Here is a 21660-nt window from a genome sequence, read left to right on the forward strand (position 1 = left end):
AAAAAGTCTTGACGGACTGTTTTACGCCTTCTACTATACCGTCTGGACTGTATATGACTCAAGCTTTTTTTGGAGCACGACCATGCCGCCTCGCGCGAAAACAAAGTTGCCCCCCCCGTCCACCGCCCATAGCAGCACCGATGCGCAGCCCGTTCTCCAGCAAGGAGCCCAGCTAACTCGCGAGCGCATCCTGCAGGCCGCTCGCGAACTGGTGCTGGAGGAAGGCGCCAGTCGTCTGACGCTGGACGCCGTCGTCGTGCGGGCCGGGTTGAGCAAAGGGGCGTTTCTCTATCACTTCAAGACCAAACGCGATTTGTTCGTGACACTGATCGACGAGATGATCCGGGCGTTCGACGCGGTACAAGCCAATCACGAGCGCAGGTTTGCCGGAGACCCGGACCCCTGGCTGTCGAGCCAGGTGGAAGCGATGCCCGACGACGAGATGCAGAAGATGGGCGCAGCGCTGCTCGCGGCAGCTGCGGAAGATCCAACACTTCTCGACCCACTGCGCGAGTGGTACCGCGTGCAGTACGAACGCGTGCGTCGATCCCCGCGTGGCACCGAGACCGCGGCACTCATCATGCTGGCATTGGATGGCGCCCTGTTCGCCGATCTTCTGGGTTTGCCAATACTCGCACCCGCAGAGCGGCGGCATTTCTTTCGGGCGCTCCAGGATCTCGCCTCGGGCCATCTCGAACTTGTCCCGGCAAAAAGGACGCACATGAGTCGCGTCCGTAGCGGTGTCATGACCGCGTGCGCACCGCGCTCCTTGGCGGTTGCTTGCACACTATCCATTTCGACTCTGCTCTCAGGGTGCGAAAACTCGCAATCCACCGTATCCGAGCCTCCGCGCGCAGTGAAGCTCGCCGCCGCGCAGTCGGATCTCCCGCATAGCTCTCGCATCGAATTGACTGGCTCGGCGCGAGCAACCGAGCGCAGCATCCTAGGATTTGAAACAGGAGGACGGATCGCCAAGTTGAACGTCGACGTGGGTGAACGGTTCTCCCGCGGCCAAGTCCTGGCAGAACTTGATGCGCAACCTGACCGGCTTCGCGTGACACAAGCGCAAGCATCCCTGGCGGCCGCCGAAGCCGGCCTGATGGATCGACGTGTACAGACAGATCAACAGCGCCGGTTGCTCGAAAGCGAAGTCATCTCCCCTGCTGCGTTCGAGAGCGCGAAGGCGCAGCTAGCGGTCGCAGAGGGTCAAGCGCGCACTGCCAAGGCGGCGCTTGGCCTGGCCGAACGAGCACAACGTGGCACGATGATCGTCGCTCCTTTCGATGGTGTCGTGGCGGAAAAGCTGGCTTTGGCGTTCACCGACATTGCTGCTGGTGCGCCGGTATTTCAGGTCGACGGCGTGCGCAGTGGCACTGAGATCATCGCGAACGCGTCTACTACACAGGCACCTCACATAGATGTCGGCCAACGCGCAGAACTGTTCTGGAGCGGAGCCGAACAACCAATCCGAGCGGTGGTACGTCGTGTCGGTCTGCGCGCCGAAAATGGCTCGCTCCTACCCGTGGTGCTAGTGCCTGAAGATAACGCGCAAGCGCGCGCACTTCGGCCAGGTATTCCCGTACAGGTCGTGCTCGACGCACCTGCGGCAACCTCCAAGACCTCTCGGCCCGAGACTGTATCCATACCTTATGCCTCGCTGGTGCTCGGCACGAAGCCGGGCGAGGCTTCCGTCTTCGTCTACACCCCTGAAGATAAGAAGGTGCACCGTCGCGCGGTGCGCTTCACGCCGGTACAGGAAGGAGACAGCGCGCGCGTCCTCGCTGGACTCAAGCCCGGCGAGACGGTGGTTGCCGCCGGAGGAGGATGGCTCACCGATGGACAGCCAGTGACACCACTGGAAGCCACCACTCAATTGACCAAGCGCTAACGCGATCCACCAGGTTACTTCATCATGAAGATCACCGAGATGGCGCTGCGCGCCAGTCGACTTACCTACTTTGTAGCGCTCATCATTTTCGTCGCCGGCATCGCGACCTTCCTGAATTTTCCTTCTCAGGAGGAGCCGACTGTCACGGTCCGCGATGCGATGGTCACGGCGTTGAACCCGGGGCTGCCCGCCGAACGCGTTGAGCAACTCATTGCCCGGCCGATCGAGGAGCGCTTGCGCGAACTGGCAGAGGTCAAGCGCGTGACGAGCACCGTGCGCGCAGGCAGCGCCATGATCCAGGTCACGATCTGGGACCGCTACACCGACTTGGCACCGATCTGGCAGCGCGTCCGGGCCAAGGTCGCCGATTCGAAGGATGCCTTACCACAGGGCACGATGGGGCCTTTCGTCGACGAAGACTTCGGCCGCGTCGCGGTTGCCTCGATTGCGGTCACTGCACCAGGTTACTCCATGAGCGAGATGCGCGTCGCGCTCAAGCAGATGCGCGACCGCCTGTACACCGTGCCTGGTATTGAGCGCATCACTTTCTACGGCCTGCAGGAAGAGCGCGTCTATCTCGAATTCGATCGGCCTAGGCTCGCGCGATTGGAGCTGACACCACAGGGGGTGATCGACCAACTCGTCAAACAGAACGTCGTCGCTTCGGGTGGACAAATTGTTGTCGGCGGCATCAATGCAACCTTGGCGGTCAGTGGCGAAGTGCGTGACGCTCCCTCCCTGCGAGCAATGCCGATCGCGCTGCCACGACCGCAAAGTAGTACGGCGCCCGTGCCGACGATCGCATTGGGTGAACTGGCGCAGGTGAGTGTGCGGCCAGCCGATCCGCCGGAATCTGCTGCCATCTACAAAGGCCAGCCCGCTGTCGTCATGGCGGTTTCGATGGCCTCCGGTCAGAACGTGGAGCAGTTCGGAAAAGCGCTCAAAGCACGGGTTGCAGACCAGGAGAAGCTGCTGCCGGCGGGTTTCGATCTGTCATACGTCACTTTCCAGGCCGATGTCGTCAAGCACGAGATGGGCAAAATGAACCAAGTCATGATGGAGACGATCATCGTCGTCCTCGGTGTCGTCGTGCTATTTCTCGGTTGGCGCACCGGGATCATCGTGGGCATGATCGTGCCGTTGACGATCCTCAGTGCACTCATCGTCATGCGCGCGATGAACATCGAGCTTCAGAACGTCTCGATGGGCGCCATCATCATTGCGCTCGGCTTGTTGGTGGACAACGGCATTGTGATTGCCGAAGACATCGAACGCCGCCTGGCCGGTGGCGAAGATCGTAAGCATGCCTGCCTCGAGGCGGGCCGCACGCTCGCCATTCCGCTGCTCACGTCCTCGCTCGTGATCGTGATCGTGTTCTCGCCGTTCTTTTTTGGCCAGAACGCCACGAGCGAGTATCTGCACAATCTCGTGGTCGTGCTGGCACTGACGTTGTTCGCTTCGTGGCTGCTGTGCCTGACTGTCACGCCCCTATTGTGCTACCACTTCGCCAAACCCCATCACAAGCAGGAGCAGGGCGACGCCTATGACACCCGCTTCTACCGTGGCTACCGGCGCGTACTGGAGTGGGTGCTCCACCATAAGGCGGTCTATGTAGCGTCGATGATCGCGGCGCTTGCCATTGCGCTGTATGGCTTCACCACCCTGCCGTACGATTTCATGCCCAAGTCCGACCGGCTTCAGTTCCAGATTCCGGTGCAGCTCGCCCCCGGTACCGACTCGCGCGAAACGCTCGCCCGCGTGAAGCAGATCAGTAGTTGGCTGGGCGACACGAACATCAATCCAGAAGTCTCCGATCACATCGGCTACGTCGCCGATGGTGGCCCGCGCTTCATCCTTAGCCTGAATCCACCACTGCCGGCATCGAACATCGCGTACTTCGTTGTCACATTGAAGCCGAAGAGCGACATCGACGCCGTCCTCGCCCGCACCCGCAGCTACTTTGCGCAAGCACATGGCGACGTGCGCGCCGAGCCCAAGCGTTTCTCGCTCGGTGCGACCGAGTCAGGGACTGCCATTTATCGCGTCAGCGGTCCGGATGAGGAGGTATTGTTGGAGGCCGCGTCCAAAATCGAAGCAGCGCTGCGCAAGCTGCCCGGAACCATCAACGTCAAGAACGATTGGGATACGCGCATTGGCCGCATCGACGTAAAGGTTGACCAGGACCGCGCGCGTCGGGCGGGCGTAACGACTGAAGACATCGCTGGCGGGCTGGATGTCCGCTACAGCGGCCGATCGATCTCGGTGATTCGCGACGGTGACACCTCCGTTCCGATCGTCCTGCGCAGCATCGTAAGCGAGCGTCGCAGCACGGCAGACGTAGGCGCGACGCTCATCTATCCCAGCAACGGCGGTCCGGCGGTGACGCTGGCCCAGGTCGCAGACGTATCGCTCGCGAGCGAGCCATCGGTCATCCAACGGCGCAATCTCATCCGCACGATCACCGTGCAAGGACAGAACACCTCCTACACCGCCCAGGAGATCGTCAACCGCCTGGTGCCTAGCGTCGCTGCCTTGGACCTGCCCGCGGGCTACTCGGTCGAACTTGGCGGCGAGATCGAGGAAGCTGCCGAATCGAACGCCGCGCTGTCGACCTACATGCCCCTCGCATTTCTGGCGATGCTGATGCTGTTCGTATGGCAGTTCAATTCCTTCCGCAAGCTCGGTGTGATCCTCGCGACGATCCCTTTCACGCTTATCGGCGTGGTATTGGCTCTGAAGCTAACCGGCACACCTTTCAGCTTCATGGCGACCTTCGGCGTACTGGCCTTGTTCGGGATCATTGTCAACAACGCCGTGCTGTTGCTGGAACGCATCGACCAGGGCTTAGCGGAAGGCCTGCCGCGCCATGAAGCCTTGGTTGGGGCCGCGATACAACGACTTCGTCCAATCGTGATGACCAAGGTCACCTGCATTTCGGGACTGGTGCCACTCATGCTCTTCTCCGGACCGTTATGGACAGGGATGGCGATCGCGATGATCGGTGGGCTGGCGCTCGGAACGCTGGTGACGTTGGGCTTGATTCCGTTGCTTTACGAAGTCCTGTTTGGAATCAAGCGAATTGGGCCGTGGAGCCTGAGTGCCGCCACCGCGCATGGAGATCGCTCATGAGTCTCTTGCGGACCGCCTCGTGCTGCGCATTCTCAGAATTCGTATGTACCCACGCTTCATCCGTATGTCTCGCTAGGCTTATGCGATTCAGCATCCATCCGCTGATCTGGAAATCCTGGTCGATTGTCATTGCCGCAGGGGTTCTAGGAGCGGGCTATCCATTGGGCCTGCGGGCCATCACGGCGGGCGGTCCGACGCGCTGGGTCGGCCTCTGTGTGGCAGTGACGTGCATGGCGGCCAGCGGCGCACTTTTGTGGCTCGCGCTCAAGCGGATTCCGATCAGCGCGGCCTCTGCAGCCTGGGCAGGAATCGGGCTACTTGGAAACTTGGGTATCGGCGCCCTCTTGCTAGGCGATCTCGCATCAGTGACGCGCTGGTCTGGCACCGCCCTCATCGCAGCAGGCATTGCCTGTCTTAGTTTCGTTTGATCAAGGAGACCCATTATGAAGAGCAAAACTGCATTGATCCGCGGCGGCATTTTTTTTTGCGTAGCAGCCGCGCTCTCTGGATGCGCGACCAACAGCATGACGCGCTCCGGATTTCTCGGCGACTACGAGAAGTTATCGCCGACACGATACGAGAACGTACTGATGTACCGCGCAGCGGGATTCGAGCCCAAGCGTTATGCCGCTGTCGTGGTGGAAGATGCGCAGATCAAGACCGCCTCGGGTCGCATCGATGGGCTCGATGACGCGCAGCAGCGTGAAGTGCTAGACCATGTGACGAGCGAACTGAAACGCCAGGAAGGCAAAAGTCCCGCCACCCCAGGTGGCACGGGACAGGTTCGGGTGCGTGTAGCGGTCACCGAACTGCAGACACCGAATCGGGCAGTCAATGCAATGACGACCCTGCTGGTTGGACCCGTGACGACGGGCGGTGCCAGCCTAGAGTTCGAAGCAGTCGATGTAAGTACGGGACGACGCGTTGCTGCCGCCAGTTGCTTCGAGCGCGGCAACGTCATTAAAGAGTTCGCCGGTTCGTACACATTGCTGGGTCATGCCAAAGCGGCGATCACGAACTGCATCGAGCGCATCGACAGCGCTTGGCGGGACACGCAGCCATGAGCAACGCTTCACAGGCTTGGCTCCGGCAGGATGCCATGGTCGGCGGTGATCACAAATGGCTGGCGGGTGGCGACTGGACGATAGAGCACTACGCCAGTCTGGCAAAATCCGTGTCCGCCGCCCGCATCAGCCATGCCGAGGGGTACGCCACTCCCTTGCTCGACTGGACGCAAGTCCAGAGACTGGACACCGCCGGCGCGGCTCTGCTGGTGGAAATTCTCGGGCCAGACTCGATACTCGACCGGCCGGAGGCAGCTCCAAATCTGTCCCCGGATCGCCTCGCCCTAATGAAAGCGCTTGCCGCCGCTGCTACCGCTCAGCAGAAGACGGACAAAGCAGCGGTGAGCGGGAATCCTCTGCTCCGCGGTCTGGGACGCATAGGCCTGACCGTGGAACAGGGCTGTCGTGCGTGTCTTGGTCTGGCCGGGTTCGTGGGTCAGATCATCGAAACATGGAGCCGTACCGTTCGTCACCCGCGTCGCTGGCGCACGACCTCGGTGATCGCTCAAATCCAGCGGTCAGCGGTGGACGCCATTCCCATCGTGGCGCTACTGAGCTTCATGGTAGGAATGGTGGTGGCGTTCCTGGGCGCAACGGTGCTGGCCAACTTCGGTGCGAGCATCTTCTCGGTGCATCTGGTCGCCTTCTCGTTCATGCGCGAGTTCGGAGTGCTGCTCCCGGCCATATTGATTGCAGGCCGTACCGCAAGCGCGTATACCGCCCAAATCGGTTCGATGAAGGCAAATGAAGAGATCGATGCGCTTCGCTCCAACGCGCTCGACCCCATCGAGTTGCTGGTGCTGCCACGCGTGCTGGCGCTTCTTGTGTCCTTGCCACTGCTCACATTAGTAGGCATCTTGGCTGGCATTGTGGGCGGCGCCACTGTATGCGCACTGAGCTTGGAGATTCCTCCTGCACAGTTCCTTGCCATCGTGCAGGAAAAAATCGAGGTGCGCCATTTTCTTGTCGGAATGAGCAAGTCCCCGCTCTTCGCGGTGATGATCGCCGCTATCGGCTGCCATGAAGGGTTCAAGGTCGCCGGTAGCGCTGAGTCGGTAGGCGACCACACGACTTCTAGTGTTGTGCAATCAATCTTCATGGTGATCCTGATCGATGCCATCGCTGCACTGTTCTTCATGGAGATGGGCTGGTGAGCGCGGTGAAGGAAGACACCGACAACGGTGTGCGACACGCTATTGAAGTGCGCGGCCTAGACAACAGGTTTGGAACCCAGCAGGTCCATCAGGACCTGGACCTGGACGTGCGACGCGGGGAAATCCTTGGCGTGGTGGGAGGATCAGGCACCGGGAAATCCGTGCTCTTGCGTAGCATCGTCGGGCTGCAGAAGCCGCATTCGGGCGTGGTCCGTATCGGGGGGCGCGACCTACTGCGAGCCCAATGGCTTGCACGCGCGCGTATGGAGCGAAGGTTCGGCATTCTGTTCCAGAAGGGCGCGTTGTATTCATCGCTGACCGTCTTGGAGAACGTCGCTCTTCCTTTAATCGAGCATGTCGGTCTGGCGCGGCCTCTTGCCGAGCGTTTGGCAAGAAGCAAGCTGGGCTTGGTGGGGTTGCCTGCCGGAGCGGGAGACAAATATCCGGCCTCGTTGTCCGGAGGCATGGTGAAACGAGCAGCACTGGCGAGAGCCTTGGCGCTTGATGCGAACATCCTGTTTCTTGACGAACCCACCGCAGGACTGGATCCAATCGGGGCTGCATCTTTCGACCAATTGATTCTGACCCTGCGCAATGCACTGGGTCTCACGGTGTTTCTGGTAACCCACGACCTCGATACGCTGTACACCATATGCGACCGTGTCGCGGTCCTGGCGAACCAGAAGGTACTCATCAACGACGGCATCGAGGCAGTCGAGCGATTCAAGCACCCGTGGATACAGGAATACTTTCACGGCCCCCGTGGCCGTGCGGCCGCACAGGCCACTGGTGCTTCCAGCCAAGAGACGCAGCCATGAAACCCTTCCGCATCTGCATCATTCTTCCGTCGCGCACGCATTGGGCTGGGCGCACGCAATATTTACACTCTGAAAACGAGGTGGTCTGATCATGGAGCCACGTGCCCATCATGTATTCATTGGTCTGTTCGTCGTGCTGCTCGGTGCGATTGGTATCGGCTTCGCGATCTGGCTCAGCGACACACGTTCCGACCACGATTACCAGTATTACCGGATCATGTTCGATGAGCCAGTGACCGGGCTTACGCCCGGCAGCCAGGTTCAGTACAGCGGAATCACGATTGGCGAAGTCGTTGCACTTTCTCTTTCGCCGCCTGACCCAAGGCGGGCGATAGCGCGCGTGCGTATCAATGCCACCATCCCGGTCCGGCAGGATACCCGCGCTGAATTGGTCATCACGGGAATTACCGGCAACGCGGTGATCGAGTTGAGCGACGGTGGGCCAAACGTGCCATTGCTGGATCGGAAAGAGGACGAGGAACCGTTGATCCTCGCGCCACGTTCGGCGATGGCATCCCTGGTCTCCGGCGAGGGTAACAGCATGACGACACTCAACGGCATCTTGCTGCGCACGCAGGAGTTACTGTCGAAGGAGAATTTGGCTCTTGTGCACCGCAGTCTAGTGAATCTCGAACAGACTACGGGCGCGGTCGCTGACCAGAGGGCCGAGATCGCGACGTTAATCAGCAATCTGACCGAAGCAAGCAGAGAATCGACAGCTGCCGTGCGCCAAGCAAATAGCACTCTTCGCGATGCCAACCTGCTACTAAATAACGATGGTAAGCAAATCATGGTGAACACGCGTGATGCAACGGCATCCCTCGAACGCGCCGCTTTCAGGGTTGAGACGCTACTGCAAAACAATCAGGAATCGCTGAACCAAGGCATGGCCGCCACAGGCCCTGCCATGCACGAACTCCAGCAGGCGCTGGCCAATCTAAACACCGTGCTGCGCCGACTGGATCGCAATCCGGCGCAATACCTGCTCGGTGGAGAGAACATTGAGGAAACCAAGCCGTGAACACTTCCGCCAGGATGATTCCCGTCGCTGCCGCGACTATGACGCTAGTACTCGGCTTGTCCGCGTGCAGTGTGCTTCCCAAAACAGCTCCAATGGTCACCTACAAACTGCCCGACTATCACATCGCCCAGGCGGAGAGTACGCCACGCGCCGTTCCTGGACCTGGGGCGCTGCGCGTCTACGCCCCTGAGAGTAGTCGCGTCCTGGATTCGGAGCGGCTTTTCATTGCGCAGCCCGATGGTCGCTTGTCGGCTTGGCAAGGAGTGCGTTGGGCCGACCCCGCACCGGTGCTGCTACGCGACCGAATCGTCGAAGCCTTCATGCGCGATGGGCGGTCGACTTCGGTGATTACCGATAGCACGCCAATGAGCGCCGATATGGAGTTGCGCAGTACGCTACGGGCGTTCCAGCTCGAATACCGCGGCACTGAAGCGATCGCCGCGGTTCGGGTTCGGCTCGATGTGCAACTGGTCGATCCGGCCAAACGGACTGCTATTGCCAGTAGACGCTTCGAAGCAATCCAAGCTACAGGCAGCAAGCGAGAGGCAGATGTGGTGAGCGCGTTCGGTGTCGCGACGGACGTGTTGGCCGGGCAGATCGTTGAATGGGCAGTTCAGGTCGGGGCAGCGCGTTTGCGAGTTGCACCGGAATCGGCAAGCAACCATGCACCCACAGCGTCGGCGATAAGCACAGACTAGTCGCCTTAACGGAGCACAGAAGCTAGGGCCAGAACGCTGCTCGACACCTTAACTCGGTACGACAGCCTACGGCCCCTATCCAATCCCAGGACCTCGTTGCCGTCCAACCTCCCATGACACACCGCCGCCGCGTACAGTCGCGGCGATCTGCTGCCCCAGTCGTGGCTCGATTATCGGCCGCCAAGGCACCAGACTGAACCCCATGCCGTCATCGAGCAGCGCATAGCGACCGCTGGCGAGAATGACCGAGCGCCGGTAGATGCCGGCTACGCGCTGCCCGTCTGTGACGTGCCGATGCTCCAACCCACTATCGGCGGCAATGTGCTGGGCGGCCTGCGCCAGCTCCCGATTGCGCAGCGTTTCCAGCAGATTCCGGGAGAGAATCACCCGCTGCCCACGCCGCTGGGCCAGCCCCTGTTCTTCGAGGAAGTCGGCGCGCTGCTGCAAGGCTTGCTTGGCATCGCCACCAAAGCCCAGGTCGCCCAATCCCCGGCCGCCGCCGATCAGTTGCTGGTCGAGCCAGGTGGCGCCGATCACGCGGGCCTGCCGCTCGATCGGCAGGTGAGATTTCAGGTCCACGGCCACGCCGCCCAGTCGCTGCGCATCGTACTGGCGCCCACGCTCGGATAGGTCGTCCGGCACTTTCCATAGCCCTTCCGCCACGCGCTCCACGATGCCGGCCCGGCGCAGGGCTTCCAGCCGTCGGACGTGGGCCGCGACGACTTCCTGCGGGTCGCGGCCGGGCTTGGCTCGGCCTTGCTCGATCGCCAGGTGATGATCGGTACGGTACAGGCCATCGCTCGCCAGTGCGGCGATGTTCTTGTCCGCCGCCCGTACCTCGGCGGAACCACGCACCTCCACCACCGCGCCGGTGGGGTAGCTCGCCAGTTCGTCGCGGGCGTTCAAAGCGACGTAGTGGGCCTTGCCGTCCACGCCGTCGATGACCAGATAGCCGCGGTCGTGCAGCTCGTCGGCCAGCCCCTTGGCGGCCACGCGGCCGACGAGGGTACGGCCGTCGTCGGCCGGCTCGAATACCGCCAGCTCGCGCGGCTGGCCGCTCATGGCGCGCTGCATGGTGCGGATGATGTCGCCACGCTCGCCCAGGGCACGCAGGGTCTTCTCAGCGTCGGCATGGATGGCCCAGGTGCTGGGCTGCACCTCGTCGGCCAGGCCGAGCCGCTGCAAGCGTTGCAGCCGGCCGATCAGTAGCAGGCGCTGGCGTTGCAACGTCGGTTCGTTGAAGCGTTCGATCCGCACCCGGTCATCCTCGCCGACCTCGCGCTGCAACGTGCGGTCGAGGCTCGTCCACCGCTCTTGCTTCACCTCGCGCTGCCAGGTCTGCTGGATCTCCAGTTCGGTGCGCGGCCCCAGCCATTCCGTCGCCAGCTCGGCGGCGCGATGGCGGAAGCCGTGGGCGATGTAGTCGCCCGCGATGACGAGGTCTCTGCCGGTATCGTCGCGTCCGCGCACGATCAGGTGCGTGTGCGGGTTGTCGGTGTTCCAGTGATCGACCGCCACCCAATCCAGCCGCGTTCCCAGGTCGGCCTCCATGCGGTTCATCAGGTGCCGGGTGTAGGTGCGCAGGTCGTCCAGCTCGGCTCCGTCTTCCGGGGAAACAATGAAACGGAAATGGTGTCGGTCGTCCTGGCAGCGTTCCTTGAAGGCATCGAGGTCGGCATGGTCGGTCTGCGGCCCGTAGGCACGGCCCGGCTCGCCGTCCCGGCCGGCACCGTCGCGCTCGATGTAGCGCAGGTGCTTGGCGAGCGACTGCGGGCTGGCGTTGCGCTGGTTGACCAGCAGCGTCTTGACGGTCACGCGCCGTGACATGGGTGTCAGCTTTGCACCTGCGAAGCGCGCTGCCGTATGGCCGCGCCCAAGCCGTGAGCCGGGCCGCTGGCCCGCGTGCTGGCCGCTCCCGCCAGCGACAGGACGGCGCACCGCCGACTTGCCGCCGCTGGCTTTGCCAGCCCGCTTGAGCACCTTGGAAACGAAGCTCTGGCCCTGGCCTTTGCCTCGGTTCTTCGGCGCGCCAGGGCGCACCCGGAAATCGTCGTCGCGGCGGTCGGTCATGGCAGCGCCCCTGGCAAGCTCCGGCGTCTCCGGGCGTGCGAAGCACGCGGACATGCCTGCATTGGCGCGGGCCTCGCGCCCCACGCGGCACGGCGGCAAAGCCGCTCCGTGCCGCGCCACCCCCATGTGCAGACAGGCCTTCGACGCGGCCCGGTGCCGCGTCCTTTTGTCTTGCCTTCCGCCTTTGCCCCTCGCTCCCGCTCCGGGCATCGGCGGCCCGGCGGCGCTGCTGCACCAGCAGCCAGCCCGCCGGCGAACACGCCAATGGCCGCAGGCCAGGCGCGTTCGAGGCAAGACGCCTGCACGTTGGACGGCTGCGCCGAAGGCAGCGCGAAGTGCGGTGCGAATGCACCCGCACTGCACGTGCGATGACAAGGCGACGAACAGTAGAACGACATGCCCGATGGCACGATGAGAGGCGCGGCAAAGTGCAGCGAATCGGCGGCCATCATGGACGTGTCTCCAGCCAGATCGGATGCGCAACGCCGATCGCGGTGGATGCACTGACCGGCCCGAAATAGCGGCTGTCGAACGACGCTGGGTTGGTCACGCTCAAGAGGAACAGTTCGCCCGGTTCGAGACGGCGGCAAAGCTGCAAGGATGGCAGCGGTCGGCCCTGCCGGTCGGCAGGCAGGGCGGCGGCCACCGGCACGCCGTCGATGCGAACCTGGCCGGCGACGATGCAGACGTGTTGTGGCGCGACTGCGCCCACACGTTTGAGCAGCGGAACGCGGGTCGGTAGGTAACTGCGCTGCGCAGCCAGCATGGCGGCCCTGTCGGGCAGCGGCACCAGCACGATGCTGTCCACGGACAGCGGACGTGGCCGCGAGGCGGTGCGCGGGTCGAACGGTTCGATGCGATACCAACCGACCGCCACGCTGTCGGACGGGTTGTAGGCCATTCGCGGCAGGGGCTGCACGAACGCAGCCCAGGCCAGCGCAGCGAGGCCGACGGTGGCGAAGCCTGCCAGCACGAGGCGAGTGCGCAGGCGCGAGCGAGGATGCGGCACGGGGCCGGTCGTGGAAATCGTGGTCATGGCAATGCCCTCCCTGCCAGCCAGGCGGCGTGCCGTTCTGTGGTGTATGTGGGTAACGCCGAGCGCGCTGCGAGCCGGTTCGCGAGCGTGCGCCAGTACGCGGGCGATGTGTCTGCGGCTGCGATGCCCAGCGCCTCGATGTCGTCGATGCGTTCCAGCACGGCGCGAACGTTGGCATCGCCTTCGGCGTGCAACAGCAGACGCGCGCCCGGCTGCACGCCGGGGATGCGTTGCACGGCGTCCAGCGGCGTGGCGGTCTGCATCACCATGAGCTGCCAGCGGATCGTGCCGTAGTCGTTGGCCTGCCAACGGATGCGGCACAGAACCGCGTTCGGCAGGAACACGGCGCAGCGCCGCCAGCGGTCGAGCTGGAGCGTGCGCGCCGGTTCGCCGAAGCGCAGGTAGAGCTTGAAGCGGGGTTCGATGTAGGTCAGCGCCACGCGCGTCAGCGGCACGTTGCCGGCCTGGCCGGCGAGTGTCGAAGGCGCCGGCGGCGGTGCAGCCGTGGGCGCACTTGCTTTGGGGGTGTGGGCGGTCGAAGCGGATGCGTTCACGGCGTGCCCTCCGGGGGAAACTCCCGCTCCAGCAGGCTGCGCAGCAGTTCGGCTACGGTCACGCCTCGCGTGAAGGCCGACACCTTGATGCGCGCCCGCATGGCGGGCGTGATGTCAAGCGTCAGTCGAGCGGTGTAGAGGTCGCCTTTCTGCAAGGCATCTGCGTCGCCCTGGCGAATCCACGCTTCGGCGTGCGGATTCGCTGGGGGACGTACACCGATGCCGACGCGCTTGCTGCGTGGTGATGGCTTTCCAGTCATGTCGGCCACCGCAGCAGTTCGTCGGTGAGCGCGGCGATCTCGCGGGCAGCGGCGCTGTCGGGCGCGGTTTCGCGGGCGAGCCGGCCAGCGGCTACGCTGTCGGCAAAGACGATGCGCTGGTGGATCTCCGAGCGCAGCGCGGGCAGCGGCTGTTCGGCCAGCGATTGCCGTGCCTCCCTGCCGATGATGGTGGTGCTGACGCGCCGGTTGATGACGAAGGCCGCGCGTAGCGCTGGCCGGAACACCTGTGCTTCGCGGATCAGTGCGACCATCTCGGCAGAAGCCCATACGTCGTAGGGGCTGGGCTGCACGGGGATCAGCACGCGCTCGGCCGCCAGCAGCGCGGAGCGCGCGAGGGCGGCGATGCGCGGCGGGCCGTCGATGATGATGTGATCGGCCCGCCTGGCGAGTTCTGGCGCTTCCTGATGCAGCGTTTCGCGGGCAAGGCCCACGGCGCTGAACAGACGGGGCAGGCCCTGCTGGCTACGCCGCTGCGTCCAGTCGAGCGATGACCCCTGCGGGTCGGCATCCAGCAGGATGACATGCAGGCCGCGCATCGCCAGTTCGCCGGCGATGTGCGTGGCGAGCGTGGTCTTGCCGACGCCGCCTTTCTGGTTGAGAAACGCGAAGATCATGGCGCGGCCCTCCGAGCTGGAAAGCCGGCCTGGGCGTGCCATTTCGTGGTTGTCCACCGAAACGGCGCGCTTCTACTAAAAGTTATGTATTTCTTGTTAGGTAAGTTAGAGGGAACGCAAACCCGCGCCGTTGTTGGCTTTCCGGCGTTTTCGTACTCCTGATAGCACGAGGGTCGTACTCCTGATAGCACGATACCCGGTACTCCTGATAGCACGAGGCCGTCCACAGGTTCTCCCGCAGTTATCCCCGTGCCGCGTGCGGCACGGGCCGGAAGGTCAGCAGCTCGGTGTTGTCGTCCGGCATCCGCTCGATGCCGAGGACGTAGCCGGGCAACGACTGCCGCGCCACCAGGGCGCGCACGTCGTAGGCGAAGTCCGAGAAGCGGGCCGCGCTGCCGGATTTGCGGTACAGGTGTCGGAAGTCGAATTGCCAGCCGTGCTCCTGCCGCCCGCCATGCTTGCGCACCAGGCGGTACAGCCAGCGTTCGATACCGCCTTTCAAGCGGAAATAGGCCGGGTCGATGGTCAGCACCAGGGCGGCGTCGAGCACGCCGGCATAGAACCAGTCCGGCAAGATCAGCTCGATGCCCAGCGGGGTGCCGCTGGCGTCGGCGAGTTCCTTCCACTCGTTGATCCACGAGAAGCGATGCAAGCGCCTTCCCGTGGTTTCGCGGATGGACGTGGCCACCGTGGTCGATTGCAGCCGGTCGAGGGCGGCCTTCAGGCGCTGGTAGTCGTTGAGGGACGTGCCGCGCCCGATGAAGCGCAAAATCTCGTAAGGCGTGGCGCGTATCCAGCGCGACGGGCGCAGGCCCGCGTCGCGCGCCTCCACGATCTGCGAGGCGGCCCATATCAGCACGTCGGCATCCCATATCGTTGCGATGCCGTGCTCCTGCGTGCCTTCCACGCGAATGGTGACGTTCCCGCTGCGGAAGTCGATCGGCGCCGTGCGCCGCGACTTGGCAAGCGAGAAGAACGGAAAGGCCATCAAGTCCTGGGAATCGCGTGGCGCCATGTCGCCCGGCAGCGCTCGGAACAGATCGAGCTGTTCGCGCTGCGGCAAGGCTTGCCCTGGCGGGCTGGACATGGCGAAGGCCACCCACGCGCCGACGATCAGCGGCCATCACGGTAGTCGCCCGCGTGGCGCTCGGCGTATTCGGGATCGGACGTGGCCTCGTAGCTGCGCTGGTCGGCCCAGGCATCGAGGTCGGACACCGCGTACATGACGCGGCGGCCGAACTTGCGGAACTTGGGGCCGCCGCCGATCACCCGCTGCTTCTCCAGCGTGCGCGGCGACAGCCGCAGGTAGTCGGCGGCTTCGTCGTTTGTCAGGTAGCGTTGAGGCTGCGAGGTCGCAGTGACGGCAGCGGCGGCAGGCCGCGAGGGAGCAGGTCGCATGGGATGTACCTCCATCAAGCCCGGCCACACCACGCGGCCGGATAGAGGCACTCTCAAGAAAGCAAGGCTTCTTGCTAAGGGACGATTCGCACGGGTCGAGAAACGTCCCCCCTAATGCGACGGGAACATTGGAAGCTGCGCTAGTCGGCGGTAGCCGCCGTGCATCAGCTCATCGCCGCGGCGTACCAGCCGCCGCACGCGGGCACGCAATGCACTGTCTTTGTGCCAGTCGGCCGCGACGGCATCCGCGCCGAACAGACCTTCGGCCACTTCGCGCAAAGAGGCTCCCGCGAGGGTCGCGTCGAGCGCTTGCAAGGTATGCAGTTCCAGCAGCGCGGCGGGCGTGGGGCGAGAGCGGGCTGTTGCCACAGGCGCGGCCACGGTTGCGGCAGATAGCGCATCCAGCTTCGCAGCGAGCGTGCGGTAGCGCGCACAGGGCGTGGCGCAGGCGCGTGTGGCGTAGAGATAGGCCGAGCCATCTTCTAGGTCGGGTGCGAGTGCGAGCCGAACGCAGCAGCCTGGCCAATGCGATACAAGCACCAGGCGCTTGCCGTCGTGGGTCAGTTGCTTGCGCCCAGGAATGCGCCAGAACTCGAAGGTATGCGCATCGGGTGGTGGGTCGGCGTCGGGGTATAGCTGCACCACGCCGTCGTGATCGGGGAACCAAGCAGGATGTGCATCGCGCGCATCCAGGCCGGGATCTTCCAGCAGGCGCAGGCCCCAGGCCTGCGCCGCATCTGGCTTGCGACGCCGGCGTAGCCAGTCGCGCCGGTAGCTTGCATTCCTGCGCAAATACTCCCAAGCCAGCGCTGGGCCATCGAGGTGCAGCGTGTAGAGATACGCGGCCGTGGGATACCAGTGTTGGCTGCTGCGGTCAGTCATGGCGAAACCTCCCTGTTTCTGGGAACGTCGCCACAATTCCGCTGTGCGGGAGCTATCGAATCGCCATCAAGTGGTCATCAAACTCGGGTTACGCTTTAACTGCTGGTGTCAAGACAGATTCGCTCCAGTGCATTGCCGAAATCGTCTAAATGCGACGACTGCACCGCCCGGAAATGGGGTGCAGCATTGAACACCGTGCCGAATCTCGCGCCTGGCATCATGACTGTTTTGGTCAGGAGCGCACCACCCTGGTGCAAGCATGCGGATCAAGACTTGCCAGGTCTTGGCTAAGACCGAAATAGTCACAATGCGATACTTTTTGCCTGGTCGCGCTGGAATGCGTCAATCGGTGATCGAACCGTTTTCCTGAGCCAGTCGAACGTATTCCGACAGCGGCCGCGTCGGCTGGAAGTACCGATCTCGTATCACGGGCTGCTTGAGCGGCCCGACGATGGACGCCAGATCGGACAGCTTCACCGTCGCCAGGGCAGGCATCCCGATCCCGAGGTCGATCAGGCCGTAGGCCGTATCGCCATCGGTCGGATCGAGCGCGGCCAATAGCCAGGTCGCATGTGCGTCCGGTGTGAACAGGCGCACCACGGGCAGCGGGTCACATTCCTGGCCTGCGGCGCGGGTGAGGCCGTGGGCCAGTAGGTGCACCCGGTCTTCCTCGGTGACAAGCGTGGTCAAGGCCGCGCCCCTTCCACGAACACACGCAATCGCCGAGGCGCATCTGTGCCTGCGGACGGATGCACGTATGCGCAAGCGCACGAAGCCGCAAAAGCGGAGAGGCACGAAGGCGTATTGGTGGAAGTCAGGAAAGACACGGACGCGGTTCCCTGGGTCTGAGGAAATCCGCAGATGCGGATCTCCGTAAAAGCACGGAAAAGGAAAACATCACCACCAAATGAACACTATAGATTGTAGTCCTATAGGGCGCAATGGGCTGTCATCTTGGTTTTTTGGGGAAACCATAGGTGGCAGCGAAGAACTCATTGGCAGCGGCGATTCGGACGGTAAGGAAGGCGCGTGGTTTGAGCCAGGAAGCGTTCTCCAACGTGTCCAGTCGCACCTACATGAGCACGCTGGAGCGCGACCTGAAAAGCCCAACCATCCAGAAGCTGGCCGATCTGTGCGAGGTCATGGAAGTGCATCCGCTCACGCTGCTCACATTGGCTTATGCCGGTGACAGCACCCGCGAAGCTGATGAATTGCTGGCACAGGTGCGCCAGGAACTCAGGGCGATATTGGAAGAGCCCGACACGCCGTAGCGCGTTGGCGTGTGGTACTGAATTGCAGCAAGCGGAGCGCGCAGCGCCGCAGGCGCGAAGGCGTGAGGGATTGAAGCCGGATGGCCGTGACGGCTTGCCGGCACGGGGCGAAGCCCGAAAGCCCGGCGGCGCTTACAGCGCCGACACGCCACACACCGCTCGTTGACACGGATTGCGAGCCACAAGGCACGCATGCAGGCCCGCGGTGACGGGCGTATCCAGCACGCGGCAGCAGCAGAAATCCTGCGCGTGCGGTGCTGCGATCAGCAGCATCGCGCCCCGCCGCAGTGGGCGGGACGCGGTAAGCGGCTGTCAGGCCGCCTTCGGCTTGTTGCGCGACCAGATCAGGTCGTGCGTGCCGTCCTCGTTCTCGATCAGGCGGGCATAGACCGTCGCCGGGAACGAAGGGTCGTCGATGGATACGGACAGGTATTCCCGCCCGGCCTCGCTGGTCTTCTTCCACGCTGCGCCGACTTCGTGGCCAGCCGCTTGCAGGTGGAAGTCGGGGGCGTTCTCGGTGTCGCCCTTGTCGTTGGGAACCAGCTTGACCTTGACGTTGAGCGTCAGGGTGCGAAGCGTGCCGGTGAAGCCGTCTTTCTCTGCGGTGAAGGTGCCGATGTTAGCCATGATGTTTCTCCTTTCGGGTTGAACAAGGTCGCGCCAGTGCGTCCTTGTTGTGATCCGGCCGGCGGGGGATGGGCTGGTCGCACCGCGCAGCGGTCGCAACAACGTGGAGAACCTGGAAGCGAAAAGAATTTGTCCCGCGAGGAATGCGCGCAGCGCAGGGGAAATTGTTTTCGCTGCAAGGTTGCGGCCATGAAGCCCAAGGCGCAGCCGCGCCACCGCCAGGATTCACAACAAGACAAGGACGCACAGGCCGCCCGCTCCCGAATGGAGACGTGGCCAACTCGGCATCCCCGCGTGACGGCTGCACCGGCTTGCGCCCTGACGCGGGCCAGGTCAATGCCCCGACGACAAGGCCAGAGCGCCCCTGCCGCAGCTCACGGCCACATACTGAGGCGTGGTGTGGAAGCTCCATAGAAGCGAGGCTGGGCGGCGTGTCGGTGAACCGTCTTTCGTGACGTACAGACAACGAACCGCCAGCGTCGGGGACGGCACGCTTTCGTGCAACCTGCCGCAGCAAGCCGGGGCGTAGCCACACCAGCCCCGCCCATTGCGGCGGGGCTCGGTCGAATCGTTGGCGGCGCGATGCGCCGCCACACTTGCTGGCTTCGTGGATTTCGCGCACGAGCGCCCTTGTGCGTGGCCCCATCGCCGCCGACCGAAGGCGGCGATGGGGCTTTTTTTTAGCAGTGAAACCGGGCGCGGCCACCGCCGCGCCCGGAGTTTTCGACCACCGGCCCCAAGGCGGCACGGCTTGGGGCCGGTGCGGCTCGTTATTTCTTGGTTTCGATGATCCACCACACGGCGCGCGGCAAGGCGCGGCCCGTGAGGGGATGCAGATCGGTCAGGTCGGCGCGGGCCGTCCAGCCACGCGGCGGACGGTAGCCGCGCACGTCGCCGTCGCCGTGCCAGCGGCGGGCGCGCACCGTGCCGGAGGCATAGGTCGCAGCCATACGGGGGCGGTTTGCGGGTTGGTGGGTCATGGCAGGCATCCTCAATATGAAGCGCCCCGGCCGGAACCGGGGCGCTATCTACGGTGCGAAGTCACGCGGCCAAAGCCTCGGCCTGCGGCTGGACATCCGCCACGGCGGCCGCTTCTTCCTGTGCTTCGGCTTCGCCATCCGCCGGCGCGTCCTGCCCGGCCTGCTGCGGGCCTTCGGTGCGGAAGATGGCGGGCATCCAGCCGGTGCCAGCGGCGAGCCGTTCGGCTTCGCTGGCAATGTCGCCCTTCTTCAACTTCGCCAGTCGGGTGACGTGCGAGGGCGCGAACCCGCCAACGGCTTCCAGAATCGCGGCCTTCGGCACATGCCGGAAGTAACCCTCATTGGTGGGCTGCCACCACGCGGCCATATCCAGCCCCACGGCCTGCGCCAGTTCCGCGCCGGGCTGGTGCGGCGTGGCGCGAGGCGTCACCACGTCCACCGTGGAAGCTAAGCACACGGCCAGCAGCCGCACCAGTTCATCCTGTGATTTCGCCAGCAGCGCGGCGAACAGTTCGGCGCTGTCCTCCGGCAAGGTTTCGCCTGCCACCTGTTGCAGTTCGCGCAGCGCCACGGCGGCGGGTGATTCCGGCCAGTCCGGGGCCATGCCTTCCAGCCGGTCTTGCACCGTGAGGCGCACGCCCAGCGGCAGGTCGTGGCCGTAGTGGCTTTCCTGCAAGACGGTCTGCACCATGCCATGCACCACGGCGGCCAGCGCGGCTTGCGGATGCCGGGCCACTTCGATTTGCAGCGCGGCGGTACGGTGCGCGCTCAACCGCTGCGCCAGTCGGTCGGACATGGTGGCGGTCTTGGGCTGCTCGTCGTCCTCGCCTTCGTCCTCGTTTGCGGCTTCGCCTTCGCTGCCGAAACCCTGCCGCAGTCGTTCCAGCGTGCGCAGCGCCTTGGCTTCGGCTTCGCGCAGCAGCCCGCGATGAATCGCGGCCTGCCCGTCGCGGTCGATGGTGACGATGGCACCGGCTGCGGCCTTCACATTGGCCGCATAGTCCAGCAAGCCTTCTTCCAGCGCCTGCAACTGCTCGCCCAGGCGTTCGCCTTCTTCCTGCAAGGCATCGGCCTTTTCTTCGTCTTCGTCGTCCAGCGCGGCATCCACGGCTTCGGCCAGTTCGTGCAGCTTGGTTTGCAGCTTCTCGATGCGCTGCGCGTCGCGCTTGTTCGGACTGCGGCGTTCCCTTGGCGCACGCTGGAAGGCTTGCAGATCGGCATGGGTCATGCCCGGCGTGGCATCCACCCACGCCCAGCCCTCGGCCTGCACCTTGGCGGCGATACCTGCCAGCTTGTCCTGCGCCAGCCGTTCCAGCAGTGCGGCATCGGTCAGATACACGCCTTTGTCGCCCTCCGCGAACAGGTCGCGGCGGATGCCACCGCCTTCCTGCTCGTAGCCGTCCAGCCCGACAAAGCGCACCAGCGGATGCCGGTAGGCGTCGATTTCGCGTTCGGTCAGACGGTCGCGCAGGTTGTGCGGGCTGCGCTGCCATGTCGGCGCATCGTAGAACGCGGCTTCCTGCGCGGCGTGGTCGTCGGTGATGGCAAGGGCCATCAACTGGTCAAGGCTCACGGCCTCGGCGCGATAGTCGGCCAGCAGGCGCGGCGAGACGTTGGCGAGTTTCAAGCGGCGCTGCACCACCAGCGGCGTGACGGAAAAATCCGCTGCGATATCCTCGATGCTGCGGCCTTCGGCCACCAGCGCGGCGAACGCCTCGAACTGGTCGGCGGGGTGCATGGCTTCGCGCTGCACGTTCTCGGTCAGGCTGGCCGTGCGTGCGGTGCCATCGGCCACCTGCAGGCAAGGCACCTCCCATTCCTTGCTGATGCGGTGCTTCTTCGCCAGCAGCTTCAACGCTGCGAGGCGACGGCCACCGGCCACGACTTCGTAATGCTCGCCGTCGGCGGCGGCAATCACGATGAGGTTTTGCAGCAGGCCGACACGCTGGATGCTGGCGGCGAGTTCGGGAATGGACATGCGCGGGGTCTTGCGCACGTTGCGGCCAGTGGGGCGCGACACCAGCCGCGACAGCGGAACCAGAATCAGGTTCTTGGTCGGGTCAGCGGCTTCCAGCGGGATAGCGGCGGCGGTGTTGATGGCGCGGGCTTCGGTTTGGGTAACGGCGTTCATGGTGATAACTCCTATCGGTTCAGGAATGCAGCAGCGAAGAAAGC

22 protein-coding genes are annotated in these 21660 nt (G+C 64.0%); 9 read left to right on the forward strand and 13 right to left on the reverse strand.

The features are described from left to right. Positions 1-82: 82 nt before the first annotated feature. The 8 genes from LLF79_RS01660 (at position 83) to LLF79_RS01695 (ending at position 9772) form a co-directional block, all read left to right on the forward strand. Positions 83-1888: an efflux RND transporter periplasmic adaptor subunit gene (locus LLF79_RS01660; RefSeq protein ID WP_104468799.1), complete on the forward strand. Its 1806-nt coding sequence runs from the start codon at positions 83-85 to the stop codon at positions 1886-1888. Positions 1889-1912: 24 nt separating this feature from the next. Next, entirely contained in the window at positions 1913-5017 is a 3105-nt protein-coding gene (locus LLF79_RS01665) for an efflux RND transporter permease subunit (RefSeq protein WP_058688200.1), read from the forward strand. Between the two features lie 80 nt (positions 5018-5097). Further along, positions 5098-5445 carry a multidrug efflux SMR transporter gene (locus LLF79_RS01670; protein WP_032665245.1) on the forward strand — a complete coding sequence of 116 codons (348 nt, stop codon included), beginning with the start codon at positions 5098-5100 and terminating at the stop codon, positions 5443-5445. A gap of 15 nt (positions 5446-5460) precedes the next feature. Beyond that, a complete protein-coding gene (locus LLF79_RS01675; RefSeq protein ID WP_016487830.1) occupies positions 5461-6081 on the forward strand; it encodes a DUF3313 family protein in 621 nt (206 codons plus the stop codon). Continuing rightward, positions 6078-7235, forward strand: coding sequence for an ABC transporter permease (locus LLF79_RS01680; protein WP_016487831.1), 1158 nt, complete (start codon positions 6078-6080; stop codon positions 7233-7235). Before LLF79_RS01675 ends, LLF79_RS01680 begins: the two co-directional genes overlap by 4 nt. Further along, the gene (locus LLF79_RS01685; protein ID WP_016487832.1) at positions 7232-8053 is read left to right on the forward strand and encodes an ABC transporter ATP-binding protein; all 822 of its coding nucleotides are present in this window, start codon (positions 7232-7234) and stop codon (positions 8051-8053) included. Before LLF79_RS01680 ends, LLF79_RS01685 begins: the two co-directional genes overlap by 4 nt. 91 nt (positions 8054-8144) lie before the next feature. Beyond that, positions 8145-9074, forward strand: coding sequence for an MlaD family protein (locus LLF79_RS01690; RefSeq protein ID WP_227879027.1), 930 nt, complete (start codon positions 8145-8147; stop codon positions 9072-9074). Between the two features lie 92 nt (positions 9075-9166). Next, the gene (locus LLF79_RS01695) at positions 9167-9772 is read left to right on the forward strand and encodes an ABC-type transport auxiliary lipoprotein family protein (RefSeq protein WP_223231737.1); all 606 of its coding nucleotides are present in this window, start codon (positions 9167-9169) and stop codon (positions 9770-9772) included. 75 nt (positions 9773-9847) lie between these two features. Here the strand turns inward: LLF79_RS01695 and LLF79_RS01700 are convergent, their stop codons facing one another. From LLF79_RS01700 to LLF79_RS01740, 9 genes are all read right to left on the reverse strand, one after another. After that, a complete protein-coding gene (locus LLF79_RS01700; protein ID WP_016487835.1) occupies positions 9848-11842 on the reverse strand; it encodes a relaxase/mobilization nuclease and DUF3363 domain-containing protein in 1995 nt (664 codons plus the stop codon). Between the two features lie 448 nt (positions 11843-12290). Next, a complete protein-coding gene (locus LLF79_RS01705) occupies positions 12291-12878 on the reverse strand; it encodes a S26 family signal peptidase (protein ID WP_006379345.1) in 588 nt (195 codons plus the stop codon). Beyond that, positions 12875-13432: a DUF2840 domain-containing protein gene (locus tag LLF79_RS01710; protein ID WP_006379346.1), complete on the reverse strand. Its 558-nt coding sequence runs from the start codon at positions 13430-13432 to the stop codon at positions 12875-12877. Before LLF79_RS01710 ends, LLF79_RS01705 begins: the two co-directional genes overlap by 4 nt. Then, the gene (locus LLF79_RS01715; RefSeq protein ID WP_022652187.1) at positions 13429-13692 is read right to left on the reverse strand and encodes a hypothetical protein; all 264 of its coding nucleotides are present in this window, start codon (positions 13690-13692) and stop codon (positions 13429-13431) included. Before LLF79_RS01715 ends, LLF79_RS01710 begins: the two co-directional genes overlap by 4 nt. Beyond that, a complete protein-coding gene (parA, locus tag LLF79_RS01720) occupies positions 13689-14327 on the reverse strand; it encodes a ParA family partition ATPase (protein ID WP_003092312.1) in 639 nt (212 codons plus the stop codon). The genes LLF79_RS01715 and parA overlap by 4 nt, the downstream gene beginning before the upstream one ends. 241 nt (positions 14328-14568) lie before the next feature. Then, positions 14569-15414, reverse strand: a complete 846-nt coding sequence (locus tag LLF79_RS01725; protein WP_022652188.1) for a replication initiator protein A — start codon at positions 15412-15414, stop codon at positions 14569-14571. Positions 15415-15440: 26 nt separating this feature from the next. After that, positions 15441-15725 (reverse strand): AlpA family transcriptional regulator, encoded by a 285-nt coding sequence (locus LLF79_RS01730; protein ID WP_001247107.1) that lies wholly within the window; start codon positions 15723-15725, stop codon positions 15441-15443. Between the two features lie 111 nt (positions 15726-15836). Next, on the reverse strand, positions 15837-16607 hold the full coding sequence (locus LLF79_RS01735; protein WP_006379424.1) for a DUF2285 domain-containing protein: 771 nt from the start codon (positions 16605-16607) through the stop codon (positions 15837-15839). 342 nt (positions 16608-16949) lie between these two features. Continuing rightward, complete coding sequence (locus LLF79_RS01740) at positions 16950-17297, reverse strand: DUF2958 domain-containing protein (protein WP_016487838.1); 348 nt, start codon at positions 17295-17297, stop codon at positions 16950-16952. A 287-nt stretch (positions 17298-17584) separates the two neighbouring features. Between LLF79_RS01740 and LLF79_RS01745 the strand changes: the two genes are divergently transcribed. Beyond that, positions 17585-17878, forward strand: coding sequence for a helix-turn-helix domain-containing protein (locus LLF79_RS01745; protein ID WP_006379425.1), 294 nt, complete (start codon positions 17585-17587; stop codon positions 17876-17878). A 132-nt stretch (positions 17879-18010) separates the two neighbouring features. On the opposite strand, the gene LLF79_RS01750 is transcribed toward LLF79_RS01745, so the two are convergent. The 4 genes from LLF79_RS01750 to LLF79_RS01765 all read right to left on the reverse strand — a co-directional run bounded on the left by LLF79_RS01750 (position 18011) and on the right by LLF79_RS01765 (position 21616). Further along, positions 18011-18151 carry a hypothetical protein gene (locus LLF79_RS01750; protein ID WP_001641504.1) on the reverse strand — a complete coding sequence of 47 codons (141 nt, stop codon included), beginning with the start codon at positions 18149-18151 and terminating at the stop codon, positions 18011-18013. A 39-nt stretch (positions 18152-18190) separates the two neighbouring features. Next, a complete protein-coding gene (locus tag LLF79_RS01755; RefSeq protein WP_001273857.1) occupies positions 18191-18505 on the reverse strand; it encodes a DUF736 domain-containing protein in 315 nt (104 codons plus the stop codon). Positions 18506-19275: 770 nt separating this feature from the next. After that, positions 19276-19485 (reverse strand): hypothetical protein, encoded by a 210-nt coding sequence (locus LLF79_RS01760; RefSeq protein WP_016487839.1) that lies wholly within the window; start codon positions 19483-19485, stop codon positions 19276-19278. A gap of 61 nt (positions 19486-19546) precedes the next feature. Further along, on the reverse strand, positions 19547-21616 hold the full coding sequence (locus LLF79_RS01765) for a ParB/RepB/Spo0J family partition protein (protein WP_006379606.1): 2070 nt from the start codon (positions 21614-21616) through the stop codon (positions 19547-19549). Between the last annotated feature and the right edge of the window lie 44 nt (positions 21617-21660).

Source organism: Enterobacter cloacae complex sp. 2021EL-01169, from assembly GCF_020733125.1.
Lineage (GTDB): Bacteria > Pseudomonadota > Gammaproteobacteria > Enterobacterales > Enterobacteriaceae > Enterobacter > Enterobacter roggenkampii.